The organism is Pseudonocardia lacus (genome assembly GCF_018531445.1).
In the GTDB taxonomy this organism is placed as follows: domain Bacteria; phylum Actinomycetota; class Actinomycetes; order Mycobacteriales; family Pseudonocardiaceae; genus Pseudonocardia; species Pseudonocardia lacus.
The window spans coordinates 1-18,679 of the sequence record NZ_JAHDTH010000064.1; the positions used below are offsets into that span (position 1 = coordinate 1).

Below are 18,679 nucleotides of genomic sequence, written 5' to 3' on the forward strand. Positions count from 1 at the left end.
GGCGCGCGCGCCGCCGAGACCGCCGAACACCTCACCGGGCTCGGCCTCACCGCCGCCGTGCACCGGGTCGAGGTCGTCGGCCCCGGCGGCACCGAGGCCGCGGCCCGCCGCGCCCGCTACGCGGCGCTGCGCGCGGCCCGCCCCCACCCCGACTCGCCCGTCCTGCTCGGCCACACCCGCGACGACCAGGCCGAGACCGTGCTGCTCGGCCTGGGGCGCGGCTCGGGGGCCCGGTCGCTGGCCGGCATGCGCACCTGGGACCCGCCGTGGCTGCGCCCCCTGCTCGACGTGCCCCGGGCGACCACCCGGGCCGTCTGCGCGGCGCTCGACCTGCCCGTCTGGGACGACCCGCACAACACCGACCCCCGCTTCACCCGGGTCCGGCTGCGCCACGAGGTGCTGCCGCTGCTGGAGGACGTGCTCTCCGGCGGGGTGGCCGCGGCCCTGGCCCGCACCGCCGACCAGCTCCGCGAGGACGCCGACGCCCTCGACGCCGTCGCCGCCGCGGCGCTGGCCGCGCTCGTCCCCAACACGCCGGGCCCCGACACGCTGCCGCTGGCCCCGCTGGGCGACCTGCACCCGGCCGTGCGGCGTCGCGTCCTGCGGGCCTGGTTGGCGGCCCGCGGGGTGACCGGACTCACCGCCACCCACCTCGGCGCGGCCGACGTCCTCGCAGGTCGGGGCCCCGACCGCGGCGGCGTCGCGCTGCCCGGCGGGTTGGAGCTGGTGCGCCGACGTGGCACCCTCTCCCTCCAGACGGCCGGATGGTCGGCCGATCGGCCGCCCCCACACCCCCGGGAGGGCTCCCCCCGTGTACGACGGTGACATCGCCTCGACGCTGATCACCGAGGACGACATCCGGACCAGGACCGCCGAGCTCGCCGAACGGGTCGGCGCCGACTACGCCGAGCGCTGCGCCGAGTCCGACCTGCTGCTGGTCGGGGTCCTCAAGGGCGCCGTCATGTTCATGACCGACCTGGCCAGGGCCCTGCCCCTGCCGGTCCAGCTGGAGTTCATGGCCGTCAGCTCCTACGGCTCCTCGACCTCGTCGTCCGGGGTCGTGCGCATCCTCAAGGACCTCGACCGCGACATCGCCGGTCGCCACGTGCTCATCGTCGAGGACATCATCGACTCGGGCCTGACGCTGTCGTGGCTGCTCAAGAACCTGGAGTCGCGCGCGCCCGCCTCCCTGGCGGTGTGCACGCTGCTGCGCAAGCCGGACGCGGTGAAGGTCGAGGTCCCCGTCACGTACGTGGGCTTCGACATCCCCAACGAGTTCGTCGTCGGGTACGGGCTGGACTACGCGGAGCGGTACCGGGACCTGCCGTTCATCGGAACCCTCGACCCCGCCGTCTACGCCTGACCACCGGGGCAGGATCCTGGCAGTCCCGCCGGCCCCGCCGCTCATCGCGCGGCCGGGTTGGGTCCTTGCCGAGTTTGGGGACATCAGCCGCTCCAGCGCGGCCCATGTCCCCCGACTCGTGAGTAATCCGCCGAACGGGAGCCGGGGGACCTCCCAAGTCCCCTGTAGATCCGAGGTCGCCCGCCGCGGAGGCGCCGCCAAGAACCTCAAACCGCGGAGGCCAAGAAGTCAGCGCCCCACCCCGGGCCCCGCCGGCGGCGCGATCGCCGTCAGCGGCACCCCGGGCGGCTCCGGCGTGAACGGCTCCGTCCCCAGCACCAGTTCCACCTCCCCGATCCCGCCGTTCGCCGCCGCGTACCCCAGCGCCGCCGCCAGATCGGAGAGCCCGTCGCTGACGCCCTCGCTGCTGTTGAGCGTGAGCGTGGACAGCAGCCCGACGGCGTGGCCGCCGGCGTCGAGGTAGCCGGCGCCGGAGTCGCCGGGGACGCCGGGCGTGATCGTGTGGATCTCGTGGGTGTAGGGGTCGCGGGGGGTGGCGGGCTCGGCCGCGGCGCCCACCTTGGGCTGCAGGGGCGCGTTGATGCCGGATCCGACGCGGGCCCGGGGGCTCCCGTAGCCGAACACCTCGGCGCCGGCCGGGAGGCCGCCGGTGTCCAGGCCGGTGGGGCCGCCGAAGAACGGGACGCTGGGGTTGACGTCGGGGACGTCGGCGGGGGCGATCTCGACGAGGGCGAAGTCGTTGCCGGCGCAGGCGGCGGGGTCGGTCTCGCCGCCGGCCTGCATGGCGACCCAGGAGCTGTAGGCGAGGGTGCCGGTGCGGCGGGTGCCGTCGGTGGCCCGGATCGTCACCTTGGCGCCCAGGGGGAGGGTGGCGGCGGTGCAGCCGTCGATCTCGGTGTCGGCGCCGGTGCCGGCGCAGTGCGCGGCCTGCCCGAGGAAGGTGCGCCCGCCGCCGGTGAAGACGAAGTTGCTGGTGCACAGGCCGGCGCCGGCGGTCTCGGTGAGCACGCCGGGCCGGATGGCGGCGTCCGCGGCGGGCGCCCACTCCGGGCCGGGGGCGGGGACGAACGGTGCGGGTGCGGTGACGGCGGCGGGCGCCGGTGCGGGGATCGCGGGGGCGCTGTGCGCCGGCGGGGGAACGGCGACCGCGACGAGCGCGGCTATCGCCGCGACGGCCGCGGCGGCGCCCGTCGCGAGTGTCCGCAGCCCGACCACGATCCGCCTCCGTCCGTCGTCCACCCCATCCGGCGCGCGGGCCCGCCCACCCCGTCGGGAGGCCCCGGCCACGGTGCGTCGGCACAGTCGATCGCAGGAGCACGACATCCACGTCATCACCGCCGGCACACTGCGCGGCAGAGCACAATGGTCCCGGGGAACACCCCTGTTCGCTCGGCCGTTGAGCGGTCAGGTACCCGGTTGGCACGCACCGGCGGCGTCTGGACGCGGTCCGGACACCGGACCGCTATCCTGGCTTATCCAGGGCCGGTCACGCCGTGCCGGGTCTCCGACCGGAGAAACTCGCCAGGGAGGGTGAAGGCCGCTCAGGCCGTAGCTGCATGGACCGCAAGCGCCTGCTCCGCAACCCACTGATCTGGATCCTCGCCGCGATCCTGGTCTACTTCACCTTCAGCGTGCTCTTCGACGACACCCGGGGATACACGAAGGTCGACACGTCGGTCGCGCTCGCCCAGATCGACGCGGGCAACGTGACGAACGCGCTGGTCGAGGACCGGGAACAGCGGCTGCGGCTCACGCTGGCCCAGCCCGTCGAGGCCAACGGGCAGAGCGCCACCCAGGTCATCACCCAGTACCCGGTGGGCACCAGCCTGCAGATCACCGAGAAGCTGCAGGCCGCCGGCAACCGCCCGGCCTTCGACACCACCGTGCGCCAGGAGTCCTTCCTGACCACGATGCTGATCTACCTGATCCCGCTGGGCCTGGTGCTGCTCATCCTGTTCTGGATGATGAACAACGCCCAGGGCGGCGGCAACCGGGTGATGTCGTTCGGCAAGTCCAAGGCCAAGCAGCTCAACAAGGACATGCCCAAGACCACGTTCTCCGACGTGGCCGGCGCCGACGAGGCCGTCGAGGAACTGCACGAGATCAAGGACTTCCTGCAGAACCCGACCCGCTACCAGGCCCTCGGCGCCAAGATCCCGAAGGGCGTGCTGCTGTACGGCCCGCCCGGTACCGGTAAGACGCTGCTGGCCCGCGCGGTCGCCGGCGAGGCAGGCGTGCCGTTCTACACGATCTCCGGCTCGGACTTCGTGGAGATGTTCGTCGGTGTCGGCGCCTCCCGCGTGCGCGACCTGTTCGAGCAGGCCAAGCAGAACTCCCCGTGCATCATCTTCGTCGACGAGATCGACGCGGTCGGCCGCCAGCGCGGCGCCGGCCTGGGCGGCGGCCACGACGAGCGCGAGCAGACGCTCAACCAGCTGCTCGTCGAGATGGACGGGTTCGACGCCCGCGGCGGCATCATCCTGATCGCGGCCACCAACCGCCCCGACATCCTCGACCCGGCGCTGCTGCGCCCGGGTCGGTTCGACCGCCAGATCCCGGTCGGCGCACCCGACCTGGCCGGTCGCCGGGCGATCCTCGCGGTGCACAGCAAGGGCAAGCCGTTCGCCCACGACGTCGACTTCGAGTCGCTGGCCAAGCGCACCGTCGGGATGTCCGGCGCCGACCTGGCCAACGTCATCAACGAGGCGGCCCTGCTCACCGCCCGCGAGAACGGCACCCTGATCACCGGCGCGGCGCTGGAGGAGTCGGTCGACCGCGTCATCGGCGGCCCGCGGCGCAAGTCGAAGATCATCTCCGAGCAGGAGAAGAAGATCACCGCCTACCACGAGGGCGGGCACGCGCTGGCCGCGTGGGCCATGCCCGACCTGGAGCCGGTCTACAAGCTCACGATCCTGCCGCGCGGGCGCACCGGCGGCCACGCCCTGGTCGTCCCCGAGGACGACAAGGGCCTGATGACCCGCTCGGAGATGATCGGGCGGCTGGTGTTCGCGATGGGCGGCCGTTCGGCGGAGGAGCTCGTCTTCCACGAGCCCACCACCGGCGCCTCCTCCGACATCGACCAGGCCACCAAGATCGCCCGCGCGATGGTCACCGAGTACGGCATGAGCGCGCGCCTGGGCGCCGTCCGCTACGGCCGCGAGCAGGGCGACCCGTTCCTCGGCCGCTCGATGGGCAACCAGGCCGACTACTCGCTCGAGGTCGCCCACGAGATCGACGAGGAGGTGCGCAAGCTCATCGAGGCCGCGCACACCGAGGCGTGGGAGATCCTCAACACCTACCGCGACGTCCTCGACGACCTCGTCTTCGAGCTGCTGGAGAAGGAGACGCTCACCCGCAAGGACCTGGAGCGCATCTTCGGCAGCGTCGAGAAGCGGCCGCGGATCACCGCGTTCAACGACTTCGGCGGGCGCACCCCCTCGGAGAAGCCGCCCATCCAGACGCCGGCCGAGCTGGCCAAGGAGCGCGGCGAGCCGTGGCCGCCGCACGTCGACGAGGCCCCGGAGCCCACCCCGGTCGGCTCCTACCCCGGCGGCGGGAACGGCGTGCCGACACCCGGCCCGAACGGCGGCCCGGTGCCCACCCCGACCCCGCCCGGCGGTCCCTCCTTCCCGAACGGCCCGTCCTGGAGCGGGGCGCCGGTGAACGCGGTCCCGCACAACTACGGCGCCCCGCCGGACTGGCGGCCCGCCACCACGCCGCAGGGCCAGGAGTGGCCGCCGCCGGGGCAGAACTGGCAGCAGCCCGGATCCGACTGGCGGCCGGAGGCGCCGCCCGCGCAGGGCGGCAACGGGCACGCCGAGACCCCGGGCGAGCAGGGGAACGAGCCGGGCAACGGCTCCGGTCCGCGCGAGGACGGGTCCCGCTGAGCGTCGGGGTCCCGGGAGGTCGGGTGACCGCGAGTGGCGAGCCGGTGATCGACCGCGCCCGCGCCGAGGCGGCCGTCCGGGAGCTGCTGATCGCGCTCGGCGAGGACCCCGACCGGGAGGGCCTGCGCGAGACGCCCGCCCGGGTGGCCCGCGCCTACGAGGAGATCTTCGCCGGGCTCTACACCGACCCGGACGCGGTGCTCGACAAGACCTTCGACGAGCACCACCAGGAGCTGATCCTGGTCAAGGACATCCCGATGTTCAGCCTGTGCGAGCACCACCTGGTGCCGTTCCACGGGGTGGCGCACGTCGGCTACATCCCCTCGCGCGACGGCCGCGTCACCGGGCTCAGCAAGCTGGCCAGGGTGGTCGACCTCTACGCCCGGCGCCCGCAGGTCCAGGAGCGGCTGACCGGGCAGGTCGCCGACGCGCTGGTGCGCAAGCTGGAGCCGCGCGGCGTCATCGTGGTCATCGAGGCCGAGCACCTGTGCATGGGGATGCGCGGCATCCGCAAGCCCGGCTCGTCCACCGTCACCTCGGCCGTGCGCGGGATGTTCCAGTCGTCGCCGACGTCGCGGGCCGAGGCGATGTCGCTCATCCGGGGCTGACGGCCTCGTGAGCCCGCCGGTCCGCCCGCCCGGGCTGCCCCGCCCGGGGCGGTGCGCGGTGATGGGCGTCCTGAACATCACCCCCGACTCGTTCTCCGACGGCGGCCGCTTCGCCGACCACGACGACGCCGTCGCGCACGGCGTAGCCATGCGCGACGCCGGCGCCGACCTCGTCGACGTGGGCGGCGAGTCCACCCGCCCCGGCGCCGGCCGGGTCGAGCCCGACGTCGAGGCGGCGCGGGTGCTGCCGGTGGTGCGCGACCTGGTCGCCGAGGGCGTGCGGGTCAGCATCGACACCACCCGCGCAGCGGTCGCGGAGAAGGCGGTGGAGGCGGGCGCCGGGGTCGTCAACGACGTGTCCGGCGGCCTGGCCGACCCGCGGATGGCGGCGACCGTGGCCGGGGCCGGGGTGCCGTGGATCCTCATGCACTGGCGCGGCCCGAGCGCCACGATGAACCGGATGGCCGGCTACGAGGACGTGCTGGGCGAGGTGCGCGCCGAGTTGGTCGCCCGGATCGACGCCGCCGTGCTGGCCGGGGTCGACCCCTCGTACCTCGTGCTCGACCCGGGCATCGGCTTCGCCAAGACGGCCGCCCACAACTGGGCGCTGCTGCGCAGGCTCGACGTGCTCACCGCGCTGGGCTTCCCGGTGCTGGTCGGGGCCTCGCGCAAGCGGTTCCTCGGCGAGTTGCTGGCCACCGCGGACGGCACGCTGCGCCCGCCGGCCGGCCGCGACGGCGCCACCGCCGCGATCAGCGCGCTGGCCGCGAACGCCGGCGCGTGGGGCGTGCGGGTGCACGACGTGAGGTCCACGATGGACGCGATCGCGGTGGTGACGGCGTGGGGCCTGGGATCGTCCCCGGCGCGCAGCGGCCCGCGGACGGGGGAGCAGCAGTGACGACCGGCGACCGCATCGAGCTGCGCGGGCTGAAGGTCCGCGGCCGGCACGGGGTGTTCGACTTCGAGCGCCGCGACGGCCAGGACTTCGTCGTCGACATCACCGTGTGGCTCGACCTGTCCGCCGCGGCCGCGTCCGACGACCTGGCCGACACGCTGCACTACGGCGAGCTGGCCGAGCGGGCGGCCGCGATCGTGGGCGGCGAGCCGTTCGACCTGATCGAGGCGGTGGCCGGCCGGATCGCCGACGACGTCCTCACCGACGAGCGGGTGAGCGGGGTCGAGGTCACCCTGCACAAGCCGGGCGCCCCGATCCCGCTCGACTTCGCCGACGTCGCCGTGGTCGTCTCCCGCACCAGGCCGGGCGGCCGGTCGTCGGTCATCCCGGCATGACGCGCGCCGTGCTGTCCCTCGGCTCGAACCTCGGCGACCGCCTCGCCCACCTGCGCTCGGCGGTGCGGGGCTTCGGCGACGCGCTGGTGGCCGCGTCCCCGGTCTACGAGACGGCCGCCTGGGGCGGCGTCGAGCAGCCCGACTTCCTCAACGCCGTGCTCGTCGTCGACGACCCGGCCCTCGACGCGTGGGGCTGGCTGCGCCGCGGGCAGGCGCTCGAACGGGCCGCCGGCCGGACCCGCGAGGTCCGCTGGGGCCCGCGCACCCTGGACGTCGACGTGGTCACCGTGGACGGCGTCACCAGCGACGACCCCGAACTGCTGCTGCCGCACCCCGGCACGCCGGAGCGGGCCACCGTGCTGCGCCCCTGGCTCGACGTCGACCGGGCCGCGGTGCTGCCCGGCCGCGGCCCGGTCGCCGACCTGCTGACCGCGCTCGGCCCGGACGCCGAGAAGGACATGCACCGCCGCGACGACCTCGTCCTCGTCCCGTGACCCCCACCCGTCCGCGCGAGCTGTTCGGCGCCGGCCTGGTGGCCGCCGTCGTCGCGGCGGTGCTGGTGCGGCTGACCTACGGCTCCCTGCCGTCGTTCCCGACCCTCGGCGGGGCGACGCTGGGCGTGCTCGGGATCGCCGAGGCGATCGCCGGGAACGCGCTGCGGGCCCGCATCCAGCACCGGCCGGGGACGCGGCCGGTGCAGCCGCTGGTCGCGGCGCGGGCGGTGCTGGTGGCGAAGGCGTCGGCGATGGCCGGGGCGATCATGGCCGGGGCCTGGCTGGGGCTGCTGGTGCACGTGCTGCCGCGGGCCGGTGAGGTCTCCGCGGCCGCCGCCGACTCGGTGGCCGGTGGCGTGGGCCTGGTCTGCGCGCTGCTGCTGGTCGGCGGCGGGTTGTGGCTGGAGTACTGCTGCCGCACCCCGGACGACCCGGAGGAGGACAGCGGCGGAGGGCGCACCACCTCGGGCTGACACGGGTCAGACGGGGGTGGGGGCCAGGTTCGCCATGCGGACCGTGCGGCTGCGGGCGATCGCCCAGGTCGTGACGGCCAGGCCGGCGGCGGCCCACACCAGCAGGCCGACGGCGGCGCTCCAGACACCGCCGCTGCCGGTGACGATGCCGCGCAGGCCGTCGACCGCCTGGGCGGTCGGGAAGAGGCCGGCGAGGCCGTCCAGGGCGGCCGGCGTGGTCGAGACCACGCCGGTCGCCAGGGTCACGACGGCGACCACGACCGCGGCGAACCGGCCGGTCCCGCGGAAGGCCGCGACCAGGCCCTGGACGACCGCGGCGAAGGCGACGCCGGCCAGGGCGGCGAGCCCGCCGAGGGCGAGGACCGCGCCGGCCGAGCCGTCCAGCTGCGGGGCGAGGACCGCGGCCACCAGCACACCCTGGCCGGCGCCGACGAGCGCGGCCGGGCGGAGGGAACGCAGCGCGAGCGCCAGGGGCGAGCGGGCGGCGCCGAGGGCGGTGGCGGGTGTGGCCCGCAGCGCCACGAACGTGGCGAGGGCGCCGAGCCACAGGGCGAGTGCGGCGTAGTAGGGCAGGCCGCTGGACCCGAACAGCGACGTCGAGCCCTGGGTCTCGACCGGGTCGGCGACGACCTCGGCGAGGGTGCGGCCCTCGCTCTCGGTGTAGCGGGGCAGCTGGGCGATGGCCTCGTCGAGGCCGTCGGAGAGCTGGACGGCGCCGTCGGACAGCTGGCGGGCGCCGTCGGCCAGCTGACCGGTGCCACCGCCGAGGTCGTCGATGCCGCCGGCGAGCCGGCGGGCCCCGCCGGCCAGGTCGTTCGCGCCTGCGGCGAGCTGCCCGGTGCCCTGGGCGAGTGCGGCGGCGCCGGTCGCGGACTGCTCGATGCCGGTGCGCAGGGCGGGCAGGCCCTGGCCGAGGCCGCCGACGGCCCCGGCGACGGTGCGCGCGCCCCCGGTCAGCTGCCCGACGCCGTCGGCGGTGGTGCGCAGGCCGGTGGCCGAGGCCGCCAGCTGCGCGCAGAACTCGGGGGCCGCGCCGGAGCCGGCGCAGGCCGTGGAGAGCTGCTCCAGGCCGCCCGCCTGCTGGCCGAGTGCGCTGTCCAGCGCACCGAGGCCCTCGGCGACCTGGGTGGCCCCGCCGGCGAGCGCCTGCCCGTCGGCCTCCGACGGCAGCTGCCGCGCTCCGGCGGCCAGCTGGGCGAGCCCGTCGGCGAGCTGCCCGGCACCGTCGTCGGTCCGGCCGATGCCGGTGGCCAGCTGCCCGGCGCCGTCGGCCAGCTCGTCGGCGCCGCCGGCGAGCCGGGACACCCCGGAGGCCAGCTCGTCGATCCCGTCGGCGAGCCCGCCCGCGCCGTCGGCGAGGCCGTTGGCGCCGGTCGCGGCGTCGGCGAGGCCGTCGCCGAGGGTGCCGAAGCCCAGGTAGACGTTCTCCAGGTAGGTCGCGGTGAGCTGGGTGCCGAGCACGTCGGCCGCGGTGGAGGTCACCGCGGTGGACAGCGCGTCGTCGACCAGGCGCGACCGGTCGGAGGTGGTGACGTCGATGGTGGCCCGGCGCGCCGCGGCGGCGGTGCCCGACGGCGAGGTGGCGGCGGCGGAGAAGTCGGCCGGGATGGTGACGACGGCGGCGAAGCGGCCGTCGGCCAGGCCGTCGGCGGCCGAGTCGGCGTCGGTGATGACCCAGTCGTAGTTCGGCTCGTCGGCGCCGACCAGGCCGGCGGTCAGCTGGCGGCCGAGCGGCACCAGCTGCCCCTCGACGGTGACCGGCTCGTCGAGGTTGACGATCGCGGCGGTCATCGTGTCGAGCCGGTCCTGCGGGTCCCACAGGGCCCACACCAGCACGCCCGCCACCACGAGCGGGACGAGCAGGATCCCGAGCAGGGATCGCCAACCGGCGCGGCCGGCGGTCGCGCGCTCCACGGACATCATGCGGGGACCTCGATCTGGGAGTGGGTGCGCCCCGGCTCGAGCGCGAGCCGACGGGCGGCGGGGAAGGGGTCGTCGTCGGCGGTCGTGCCGACCAGCAGGGTGTGCCGCACGCCGGCCAGCAGGACGCGGACGTCGTCGCCGGCGGCGTCCAGCCCGTCGACGGCGAGCAGCGCGGGCTTCTCGGCCAGCGCGGCGCGCAGCGCCCCGGAGGGGTCGTCGGTCGCGCGCAGGTCGAGGTAGCCGGATCGGGCGCGCACGGCACCGGCCCGGTCGGGCAGCACCTTGCCCAGCACCTTGAGCCGGCCGCCGGAGGGCGCCAGCCGGCCGCTGAGCGCGAGCAGCGCGGCGGAGACCTCCGCGCGCGGCCCGGAGACCAGCAGCGACTCGCCGTCGGGCACGGTGACGGTCAGGTCGTCGAGCAGCGGGGGCAGGGCGACCGCGTCGGCGGCCACGGCGGCGCCGGCCTCCCAGTCGCGCAGGGCGATCTCGCGCTGCACACCCTCGCCCTCGACGTCGAGGCGGGGCAGGCGCCGGTCGAGCCAGGCCGGCAGCCACCAGGCCGCCTTGCCCAGCAGGGCGAGCACCGCGGGCACCAGCGTCATCCGCACCAGGAACGCGTCGACGAACACGCCGGTGGCCAGGCCGAGCGCGATGGGCTTGATGTTGACGTCGCCCTCCGGCACGAACGCGACGAACACCGCGAACATGATCAGCGCCGCGGCGGTGACGACCTTGGCCGAGGCCCGGAAGCCGCTGCCGATCGCGCCGCGGGCGTGCGCGCCGGTCGGGCCGGAGTGCACGAAGTCCTCGCGGATGCGCGCGACCAGGAAGACCTCGTAGTCCATCGCGAGGCCGAACAGCACGCCCATCAGGATGATCGGCATGAAGCTGATCACCGGTCCGGTGGTGCTCACGCCCAGCACGTCGGCGAACCAGCCGTGCTCGAACACCAGCGCCACGACCCCGAACGAGGCCGCGACCGAGAACAGGTAGCCGACGGCCGCCTTGACCGGCACCGCGACCGAGCGGAACACCACGGTCAGCAGCACCAGCGACAGCCCGACGACCAGGATCCCGAAGGGCAGCAGGGCGTCGCCGAGCTGCTCGGACACGTCGATGCCGACCGCGGTGAAACCGGTGACGGAGATGTCGACGCCGTACTCGTCGAGGATCCGGTCGTGCAGGCCGCGGATCTCGGCGACCAGCGCCTCGGTCTCCGCGGAGTCCGGCGCCCCGGTCGGCACGACCTGGACGATGCCGGTGTCGGCGGTCTCGTTCGGGGTGGCCAGCGGCACGTCGGCGACGCCGGGCAGGGCGCGGATCTCGTCGGCGAGGTCGTCCATCAGGCCGAGCGGGTCGGTGCTCTCGACGATCGTGCCGGTGACGATCAGCGGGCCGTTGTGGCCGGGCCCGAAGTGCTCGGCGACCAGGTCGTAGGCGACCCGGGCCGGCTCGTCGTCGGGCAGGCCCCCGGCGTCGGGCAGGGCGAGGCGCAGCGACGTGGCGGGCAGCGCCAGCACGCCGACGACGGCGAGCACGGCGACGATCGTCGGGATCGGGAAGCGGGTGGTCAGGCGCACCCAGCCGGCGAAGAAGCGGTTCTCCCGGCGCGGGCCGTCGGCGCGGCGCCTGCGGGGCAGCACCCGACCGCCGGCGAAGCCGAGCAGCGCCGGCAGCAGGGTCAGCGAGACGGCGACCGCGATGGCCACGCCGACCGCCGCGGCCACCCCCATCACGGTGAGGAAGGGGATGCCGGCGACCGAGAGCCCGACCAGGGCGATGATCACGGTGATGCCGGCGAACACGACCGCCGAGCCCGCCGTGGCCACGGCCTGCGCCGTCGACTCCTCCGGGTCCATGCCGTCGGCGAGCTGGTCCTGGTGGCGGGCGATGACGAACAGGGCGTAGTCGATGCCGACGGCCAGCCCCAGCATCAGCGACAGCAGCGGGGTGGTCGAGTTGACCGAGCCGAAGGCGGTGGCGAAGAAGATCAGCAGGGTGGAGACCCCGACCCCGACCAGCGCGATGAGCAGTGGCATCCCGGCGGCGAGCAGCGATCCGAACGTCACCACCAGCACGATGAGCGCCACGACCACGCCGACCAGCTCGATCAGGCTGAGCGCGGGCAGCTCCTGGCTGTAGAGCTGGCCGCCCAGCACGGCCCGGTCGCCGGCGGGGAGCGCCGCGGCGAGGCGGTCCGCGATGTCCTCGACGGTGGTCAGGGTCTCCGGCGCGAGGTCGGCGCGCTGGCCCTCGAACTGGATGCGCAGGATCGCGGCCCGGCCGTCGTCGGAGACGGGGCCGCCGAGGTCCGCGGCGTAGGGGGAGACGACCGCGGCCACGTCGGCGACGTCGTCGAGCTCGTCGGCGGCGGCCTCCACCGGCTCGCGCACCGGCTGCGCGCTGACGTCGTCCGCGACGATCACGATCTCCGCTGTGGCCCCGCTGACCTGGGGGAACGTTCCGCTCAGCTGGTCGAGGGCGCGCTGGGACTCGGTGCCCGGGATGGTGATGGCGTTGTCCAGCCCGGCCCCGAGGGTCCCCGCCCCGATGCCGCACAGGGCGAGCACCGCGATCCAGGCCAGGACCACCTTCCCCCGCCCCCGGTAGGCGGCGCGACCCAGCGCGTAGAGCAACGACGACACGGGTTCTCCTCGACGGTTCGTCCCAGCCTGACGGCCACGGATACACCAACGTATCCGATACATTGGTGTATCCGATGAGGGATGTGATCGATGTCCGACCCGCAGAACCCCGAGCCCGCCCGCGCGTCGGCGCGCCGCGGCCGCACCCGCGCCCGCCTGCTCGACGCCGCCGTCGACGTCTTCGCCGAGCGGGGGGTCGAGGGCGCCACGGTCGAGCTGATCTGCGAGCGGGCCGGCTTCACCCGCGGCGCGTTCTACTCGAACTTCTCCACCAAGGAGGAGCTGCTGCTGGCCGCGGCCGAGCACGGGCTGGCGGTGTCGCTGGAGCGCATCGAGGAGGCCGTCGGACGGCTCGAGCTCGATCCCGGGGCCGACCACGCCGCCCAGGTCGACGCGCTGGTGGAGCACTTCCTGGGGCCGGAGGACCCGCGCGGCGTGCGGATCGAGGTGGAGCTGCGCCGGCTGGCCCAGGACGACCCGCAGGCCCGCTCGCTGGTGCTGCGGATCAACGAGCACCTCGAGTCGCGGATCCTGGGCGTCATCTCCTCGATCGAGGCACTGGGCGGCCTCCGGCTGCGCGCCGAGCCGATCGTGGTGGTCCGCACGCTGGTGGCGCTGCACCGGCAGGCCGCGGAGCTGGCCTGGCTCACCGGCGACGGGGAGGTCGACCTGACCCTGCTGACGTCCTACGTCATGGTGGCCACGGAGGCGGCCGACTGAGCCGGTCCCGATCGGGCGACACCGGGGCGAGTGCCGCCGATCCTGTCGGTGGCGGACAGTAGTCTTGCGCCATGTCCGCCCCAGCGGGGGCCCAGGCCACCTGGCAGGGGCCGCTGCCCACCCCGCAGCGCCAGCGCCGTGGCGTGCTGGCGCCGGTGCTCGGCGCCATGGCGCTGGGCATCTGCGGCCTGCTCGCCGTCGGCCTCGGCGGCTCCGGCCTCGGGGTCGGCGGGGTCGTCGTCGGCGCGCTGTGCGCGCTGCTGCCGGTCGGGCCGGTCGTGGCCACCTTCCTCTGGCTCGACCGCTGGGAGCCCGAGCCGCCGCGGCTGCTGCTGCTCGCCTTCGCCTGGGGCGCCGGCGTGGCCACCCTCACCGCCCTGCTGGTCAACACCGGCGGCGAGCTGATCGCCGCGCAGCTGATCGGCGCCGGCCGGGCCGACGTCATCGCCACGGTGATCGTCGCCCCGATCGCCGAGGAGGCGGTCAAGGGCGTGTTCCTGGTCGGGCTGCTCGTGCTCAACCGCAAGGAGTTCGACGGCGTCGTCGACGGCGTCGTCTACGCCGGGCTGGTGGCCGCCGGCTTCGCCTTCACCGAGAACATCCTCTACTTCGGCGCCGCGTTCGTGGAGGACGCGATGAGCGGCGCCAGCAGCACCCTCTGGTCGACGTTCTTCCTGCGCGGGCTGCTCGGCCCGTTCGCGCACCCGCTGTTCACCGCGATGCTGGGCATCGCCTGCGGCATCGCCGCGCAGAACCGCAACAGCACGCTGCGGGTGGGCGTGGTGGCCGTCGGCTACGTGGCCGCGGTGGGGCTGCACATGCTCTGGAACGGCGCGGCCTCGCTGGGCAACGACCAGTGGTACAGCATCTACGGCACGGTCATGGTGCCGCTGTTCCTCGCCCAGATCGGGCTGGTGCTCTGGCAGCGCCGCCGCGAGCAGCGCATCGTCGCCGAGCAGCTCCCGGCGTTCGCCAAGGCCGGCTGGATCGCCCCGAGCGAGGTCGCGCTGCTGTCCAGCCTGGCCGGCCGGCGCGGCTGGCAGCGGGCGGTGCGGGCGCGCTCGGGCAAGGCGGTGGCCAAGGCCGTCGTGGAGTACCAGGCCGCGGTCACCGAGCTGGCGTTCCTGCGGGCCAAGATGTCGCGCGGCGCCGTGCAGGTGTCCGGGCCGCTGTGGCACGAGCAGGCCGTCGCCGCGCTGTACCGGGCCCGCCTGCAGGCCGTCGGGCACCCGCAGGCCCTCACCGTGGCCCTGCGCCACGGGGGCCCCTCGCGCAGCTCCCGCTCGCCCGGCACGCCCTCGGTCACCCCGCCGATCAACTCGGCGAGCGCCCCGCCCAAGTCCCCGCCGATGTCCCCGCCAGGGGCCCCGCCCAAGGCCCCGTCGAGCACCCCGCCGAGCCCGGTACCGCCGGTGCAGCGCTCGGGGAGCGGGCCCGCGGTGAAGCCGGTCCCGGCGCGCGGACCGGCGCCCGGCCCGCCGCGGCCCCCGCAGTCCGGCCCGCCGCCACCGCGCCGACCGCCGGGGCGATAGGGCGGGCGCTGTCGGGGGTTGGGGGCGAAGACGGGCCCCGGGTGAGGGGCGTCCTCGCAGCGCCGGGTGGGTTTCGCAGGTCTGGGTGGGTTGTTGCAGCGCGCCGGCGGGCTGCGGCGGCACCGCTGGGTCTGCGAGGTAGGCGGATCGTGCACGTTGCGCGTGTCGACGTGCGGTAGGGGCTCTGACGGGTGGTGTGGCCGCTGCGCGGCCGGCCGGGGCCGGGCAAGGGCGGGCGAGGGGCGTCCTCGCAGCGCCGGGTGGGTTTCGCAGGTCTGGGTGGGTTGTTGCAGCGCGCTGGCGGGCTGCGGCGGCACCGCTGGGTCTGCGAGGTGGACGTTCGTGCACTTCTGTGCGTGTCGGCGTGACGGCAGGGCCCCGGGGGTGGGCCGTTCCGGGGCCGGAGCGGGCGAGGGGGTGTCCTCGCAGCACCGGTGGGTGTCCGCAGCATCGGGTGGGTTGTTGCAGCGGGCCGGCGGGCTGCGGCGGCACCGCTGGGTCTGCGAGGTGCCGGGTCGGTGATCGACTCGCCCGAGCCCGCGGCCAGCCCGATAGGCCGCCCCACGCAGCTGTCGGCCCACTTCGCAGAGCCCCTGTGCTCTTCACAGCCTCCGCGGAGGCTGTGAAGTGCAGGCCGGCCCTGTGAAGACCCGAGCGGGGCCGGGGTCGGCGCGCCGTGCTCGATCGTGGTGAGCCGGGCTGCCTAGGCTGACCGCGTGTCACCGCCGCCCGCACCCGGGTCTCTGCCCACCGCCCGGCAGCGCCGCAACCGGGTCCTCGGTCCGGTCGTCGTCCTGGTGGCGCTGGGGATCTGCGGCCTCACCGTGCTCGGCCTGGTCGCCGGCAGCATCGGGACGAGCGGGGTGCTCGTCGGGGCGGTCTGCGCGCTGCTGCCCGTCGGGCCGGTGGTGGCGGCGTTCCTCTGGGTCGACCGCTGGGAGCCGGAGCCGCCGCGGCTGCTGCTGTTCGCCTTCGGCTGGGGCGCCTGCGTCGCGGCGCTGACCGCACTGCTGGTCAACACCAGCGCCATCTCGCTGCTGGAGCAGACCCTCGGGCAGGACACCGGCGCGCTGGCCGGGCCCGCGCTCGTTGGGCCGTTCGTGGAGGAGGCGGTGAAGGGCGCGTTCCTGGTGGGGCTGCTGGTCCTGCACGGGCGCGAGTTCGACGGCGTGGTCGACGGCGTCGTCTACGCCGGGATCGTGGCCGCGGGCTTCGCCTTCACCGAGAACATCCTCTACTTCGGGCAGGCGTTCGTCACCGACGGGTTCGGCGGCGCGACCGGCGGCGTGCTCGTGACGTTCCTGCTCCGCGGCGTGTTCGCGCCGTTCGCCCACCCGCTCTACACGGCGATGATCGGGATCGGGGCGGGGCTGGCCGCGGGCAGCCGCAACCCGGGGTTCCGGATCGGCGCCGTCGTCGTCGGCTACCTCGTCGCCGTCCTGCTGCACGCGGTGTGGAACGGCGCCGCGACGCTCTTCGGCGGCACGGCGTTCTTCGACGTCTACAGCTACGTGATGGTGCCGGTCTTCCTGGCGCTGATCGGGCTGGTGTTCTGGCAGCGCAGGCGCGAGCAGGCCACGCTCGCCGAGCACCTTCCGGAGTTCGCCCGCCAGGGGTGGGTGGCGCCCAGCGAGGTGCGGCTGATGGCCAGCATGGCCGGGCGGCGCGAGTGGCGGCGCAAGGTCGGGGCCCGCTCGGGGCGGGCCGCGGCCAAGGCCGTGGCCGACTACCAGGCCGCGGTCACCGAGCTGGCGTTCCTGCAGGCGCGGATCGCGCGCGGCACCGCGGGCGCGGACGCCGACCAGTGGCGCCGCCAGGCCCTCACCGACGTCTACCAGGCCCGTCGGCGGGCGGTGGGGCGAGCGGACGAGGCCGCGCGGTGATTAGCCTTGGACGTGCCGCGGTCCACCCCGACGACCCCGGCACGGCGGGAACGAGGTGGACACCCATGCACGAACGCAGCGGGGGACCGCGATGAGTGCGCGCCCGGCGCGGCTCGCGATAGGGGTCGTGTCGGCGGGTCGTGTCGGCGCGGTGGTCGGTGCCGCATGGGCCGCGGCCGGCCACCGCGTCGTGGCCACGTCCGGGGTCTCCAAGGCCTCCGTCGACCGGGCCGCGGCGCTGCTGCCCGGTGTGCCGCTGCTCGCCCCGGACGCCGTGGTCGCCGGGTCCGACCTGGCCCTGCTCGCGGTGCCCGACGACGCCCTGCCGGGCATGGTGCGGGGGCTGGCCGCGGCCGGCAGCTTCCGCGCCGGGCAGATCGTGGTGCACACCTCGGGGGCGCACGGCATCGGCGTGCTGGCCCCCGCGCTGGAGCACGGCGTGCTGCCGCTGGCCCTGCACCCGGTGATGACGTTCACCGGCCGCCGCGAGGACGTGGCCCGGCTGGCCGGCTGCAGCGTCGGGGTCACCGCCGCCGACGACGAGGTCGGGTTCAGCGTGGGGGCGGCGCTCGTCGTGGAGATGGGCGCGGAGCCGGTGCGGGTGGCCGAGGCCGTCCGCCCGCTGTACCACGCCGCCCTGGCGCACGGGGCGAACCACCTGGTCACCCTCGTCCGCGACTGCGTGGACACCCTGGAACGGGCCGGCATCCGGCCGGCCGAGCGGCTGGTCGCCCCGCTGCTGTCGGCCGCGCTGGACAACGCCCTGCGCCACGGCGACCGCGCCCTCACCGGGCCGGTGGCCCGCGGCGACGTCGGCACCGTGCGCAAGCACCTGCGCGAGCTGACCGCGGCCGACCCCGACCTGGCCGAGACCTACCGGGTGCTGGCCCGGCGCACCGCGCACCGCGCGGGCGACGCCGGCCTGCTGCCCGACCACGCCGTCGACGACGTGCTGAGCACCCTCCGGGAGGGCCCGTGACCGCTGGTACCCGCAAGCCGTACGTGGCGGGCGAGCTGACCCCGCACGTCTCGCCGGGCGAGCTGGCCACCACGACGAGGGCGCTGCGCGCCGCCGGGCGCCGGATCGCGCTGGTGCCGACGATGGGCGCCCTGCACGAGGGCCACCGCGAGCTGATCCGGCACGCCCGCAGGCTGCCGGGCTCGACCGTCACCGTCGTCTCGATCTTCGTCAACCCGCTGCAGTTCGGCGCGGGCGAGGACCTCGACCGCTACCCGCGCCGGCTCGCCGAGGACGTGCGGGCCTGCCGGGAGGAGGGCGTCGAGCTGGTCTTCGCGCCGTCGGTGGAGGCCATGTACCCCGAGGGCGCCGACACGTCCGTCACCCCGGGCGTGCTCGGTGAGCAGTTGGAGGGCGCGGTGCGGCCGGGGCACTTCGCCGGCGTGCTCACCGTGGTGGCGAAGCTGTTCCACATCGTCGGCCCCGACGTGGCGTTCTTCGGCGAGAAGGACTACCAGCAGCTGGTGCTGCTGCGCCGGATGGCGCGCGACCTCGACTTCCCGGTGTCGGTCGTCGGGGTGCCCACCGTCCGCGAGCCCGACGGGCTGGCCCTGTCCAGCCGCAACGCCTACCTGTCCGAGCAGGACCGCTCGCGCGCCGCCGTGCTGAACCGGGCGCTGCGCGCCGGGGCGGGCATCTCGGCGCGGGGGCCGGCGGCCGTGCTGGACGCCGCCTGGGCGGTGTTGCGGGAGGAGCCCGCCCTCGCCGTCGACTACCTGGAGCTGTGCGACGCCGACCTGCGCCCCGACCCGCGGCCCGGCAGCGCCGCCCGGCTGCTCGTCGCGGCCCGGCTGGGCGCCACCCGGCTGATCGACAACGTGCACGTGCAGCTGTAGACCTGGT

Annotated in this window: 16 protein-coding genes; 13 read left to right on the forward strand and 3 right to left on the reverse strand. The window is 75.4% G+C overall.

The features are described from left to right. Window positions 1–825: tRNA lysidine(34) synthetase (locus KIK08_RS15650; RefSeq protein ID WP_214403883.1), on the forward strand; the 825-nt coding region annotated here is incomplete at its 5' end. Next, a complete protein-coding gene (hpt, locus tag KIK08_RS15655; RefSeq protein ID WP_214403884.1) occupies window positions 812–1,363 on the forward strand; it encodes a hypoxanthine phosphoribosyltransferase in 552 nt (183 codons plus the stop codon). The genes KIK08_RS15650 and hpt, both read left to right, overlap by 14 nt. 228 nt (window positions 1,364–1,591) lie before the next feature. Here hpt and KIK08_RS15660 read toward each other — a convergent pair whose 3' ends face one another. Next, entirely contained in the window at window positions 1,592–2,578 is a 987-nt protein-coding gene (locus KIK08_RS15660) for a serine protease (RefSeq protein ID WP_308257660.1), read from the reverse strand. 341 nt (window positions 2,579–2,919) lie between these two features. Here KIK08_RS15660 and ftsH point away from each other — a divergent pair, with 341 nt between their 5' ends. From ftsH to KIK08_RS15690, 6 genes are all read left to right on the forward strand, one after another. Then, the gene (ftsH, locus tag KIK08_RS15665) at window positions 2,920–5,250 is read left to right on the forward strand and encodes an ATP-dependent zinc metalloprotease FtsH (protein ID WP_214403885.1); all 2,331 of its coding nucleotides are present in this window, start codon (window positions 2,920–2,922) and stop codon (window positions 5,248–5,250) included. A gap of 23 nt (window positions 5,251–5,273) precedes the next feature. After that, window positions 5,274–5,858, forward strand: a complete 585-nt coding sequence (gene folE, locus KIK08_RS15670; RefSeq protein WP_308257661.1) for a GTP cyclohydrolase I FolE — start codon at window positions 5,274–5,276, stop codon at window positions 5,856–5,858. A 61-nt stretch (window positions 5,859–5,919) separates the two neighbouring features. Continuing rightward, window positions 5,920–6,756, forward strand: coding sequence for a dihydropteroate synthase (gene folP, locus KIK08_RS15675; protein WP_214403913.1), 837 nt, complete (start codon window positions 5,920–5,922; stop codon window positions 6,754–6,756). Next, the gene (gene folB, locus KIK08_RS15680) at window positions 6,753–7,148 is read left to right on the forward strand and encodes a dihydroneopterin aldolase (RefSeq protein ID WP_214403886.1); all 396 of its coding nucleotides are present in this window, start codon (window positions 6,753–6,755) and stop codon (window positions 7,146–7,148) included. Before folP ends, folB begins: the two co-directional genes overlap by 4 nt. Then, entirely contained in the window at window positions 7,145–7,642 is a 498-nt protein-coding gene (gene folK / locus KIK08_RS15685) for a 2-amino-4-hydroxy-6-hydroxymethyldihydropteridine diphosphokinase (protein WP_214403887.1), read from the forward strand. Before folB ends, folK begins: the two co-directional genes overlap by 4 nt. Beyond that, window positions 7,639–8,115, forward strand: a complete 477-nt coding sequence (locus KIK08_RS15690) for a DUF3180 domain-containing protein (protein ID WP_214403888.1) — start codon at window positions 7,639–7,641, stop codon at window positions 8,113–8,115. Before folK ends, KIK08_RS15690 begins: the two co-directional genes overlap by 4 nt. A 6-nt stretch (window positions 8,116–8,121) precedes the next feature. Here KIK08_RS15690 and KIK08_RS41355 read toward each other — a convergent pair whose 3' ends face one another. Together KIK08_RS41355 and KIK08_RS15700 are read right to left on the reverse strand one after the other, a co-directional pair. Further along, on the reverse strand, window positions 8,122–10,038 hold the full coding sequence (locus KIK08_RS41355; RefSeq protein WP_214403889.1) for a YhgE/Pip domain-containing protein: 1,917 nt from the start codon (window positions 10,036–10,038) through the stop codon (window positions 8,122–8,124). Next, window positions 10,035–12,683, reverse strand: a complete 2,649-nt coding sequence (locus KIK08_RS15700) for an MMPL family transporter (RefSeq protein ID WP_214403890.1) — start codon at window positions 12,681–12,683, stop codon at window positions 10,035–10,037. Before KIK08_RS15700 ends, KIK08_RS41355 begins: the two co-directional genes overlap by 4 nt. Window positions 12,684–12,773: 90 nt before the next feature. On the opposite strand from KIK08_RS15700, the gene KIK08_RS15705 reads away from it, so the two are divergent. The 5 genes from KIK08_RS15705 to panC all read left to right on the forward strand — a co-directional run bounded on the left by KIK08_RS15705 (window position 12,774) and on the right by panC (window position 18,672). After that, window positions 12,774–13,403: a TetR/AcrR family transcriptional regulator gene (locus KIK08_RS15705; RefSeq protein WP_214403891.1), complete on the forward strand. Its 630-nt coding sequence runs from the start codon at window positions 12,774–12,776 to the stop codon at window positions 13,401–13,403. A gap of 71 nt (window positions 13,404–13,474) precedes the next feature. After that, window positions 13,475–14,935, forward strand: a complete 1,461-nt coding sequence (locus KIK08_RS15710) for a PrsW family intramembrane metalloprotease (RefSeq protein WP_214403892.1) — start codon at window positions 13,475–13,477, stop codon at window positions 14,933–14,935. A 716-nt stretch (window positions 14,936–15,651) separates the two neighbouring features. Then, complete coding sequence (locus KIK08_RS15715) at window positions 15,652–16,818, forward strand: PrsW family intramembrane metalloprotease (protein WP_214403893.1); 1,167 nt, start codon at window positions 15,652–15,654, stop codon at window positions 16,816–16,818. A 91-nt stretch (window positions 16,819–16,909) separates the two neighbouring features. Then, on the forward strand, window positions 16,910–17,797 hold the full coding sequence (locus KIK08_RS15720) for a Rossmann-like and DUF2520 domain-containing protein (RefSeq protein WP_214403894.1): 888 nt from the start codon (window positions 16,910–16,912) through the stop codon (window positions 17,795–17,797). Next, complete coding sequence (gene panC, locus KIK08_RS15725) at window positions 17,794–18,672, forward strand: pantoate--beta-alanine ligase (RefSeq protein ID WP_408004676.1); 879 nt, start codon at window positions 17,794–17,796, stop codon at window positions 18,670–18,672. The genes KIK08_RS15720 and panC overlap by 4 nt, the downstream gene beginning before the upstream one ends. The last annotated feature ends 7 nt before the right edge of the window (window positions 18,673–18,679 follow it).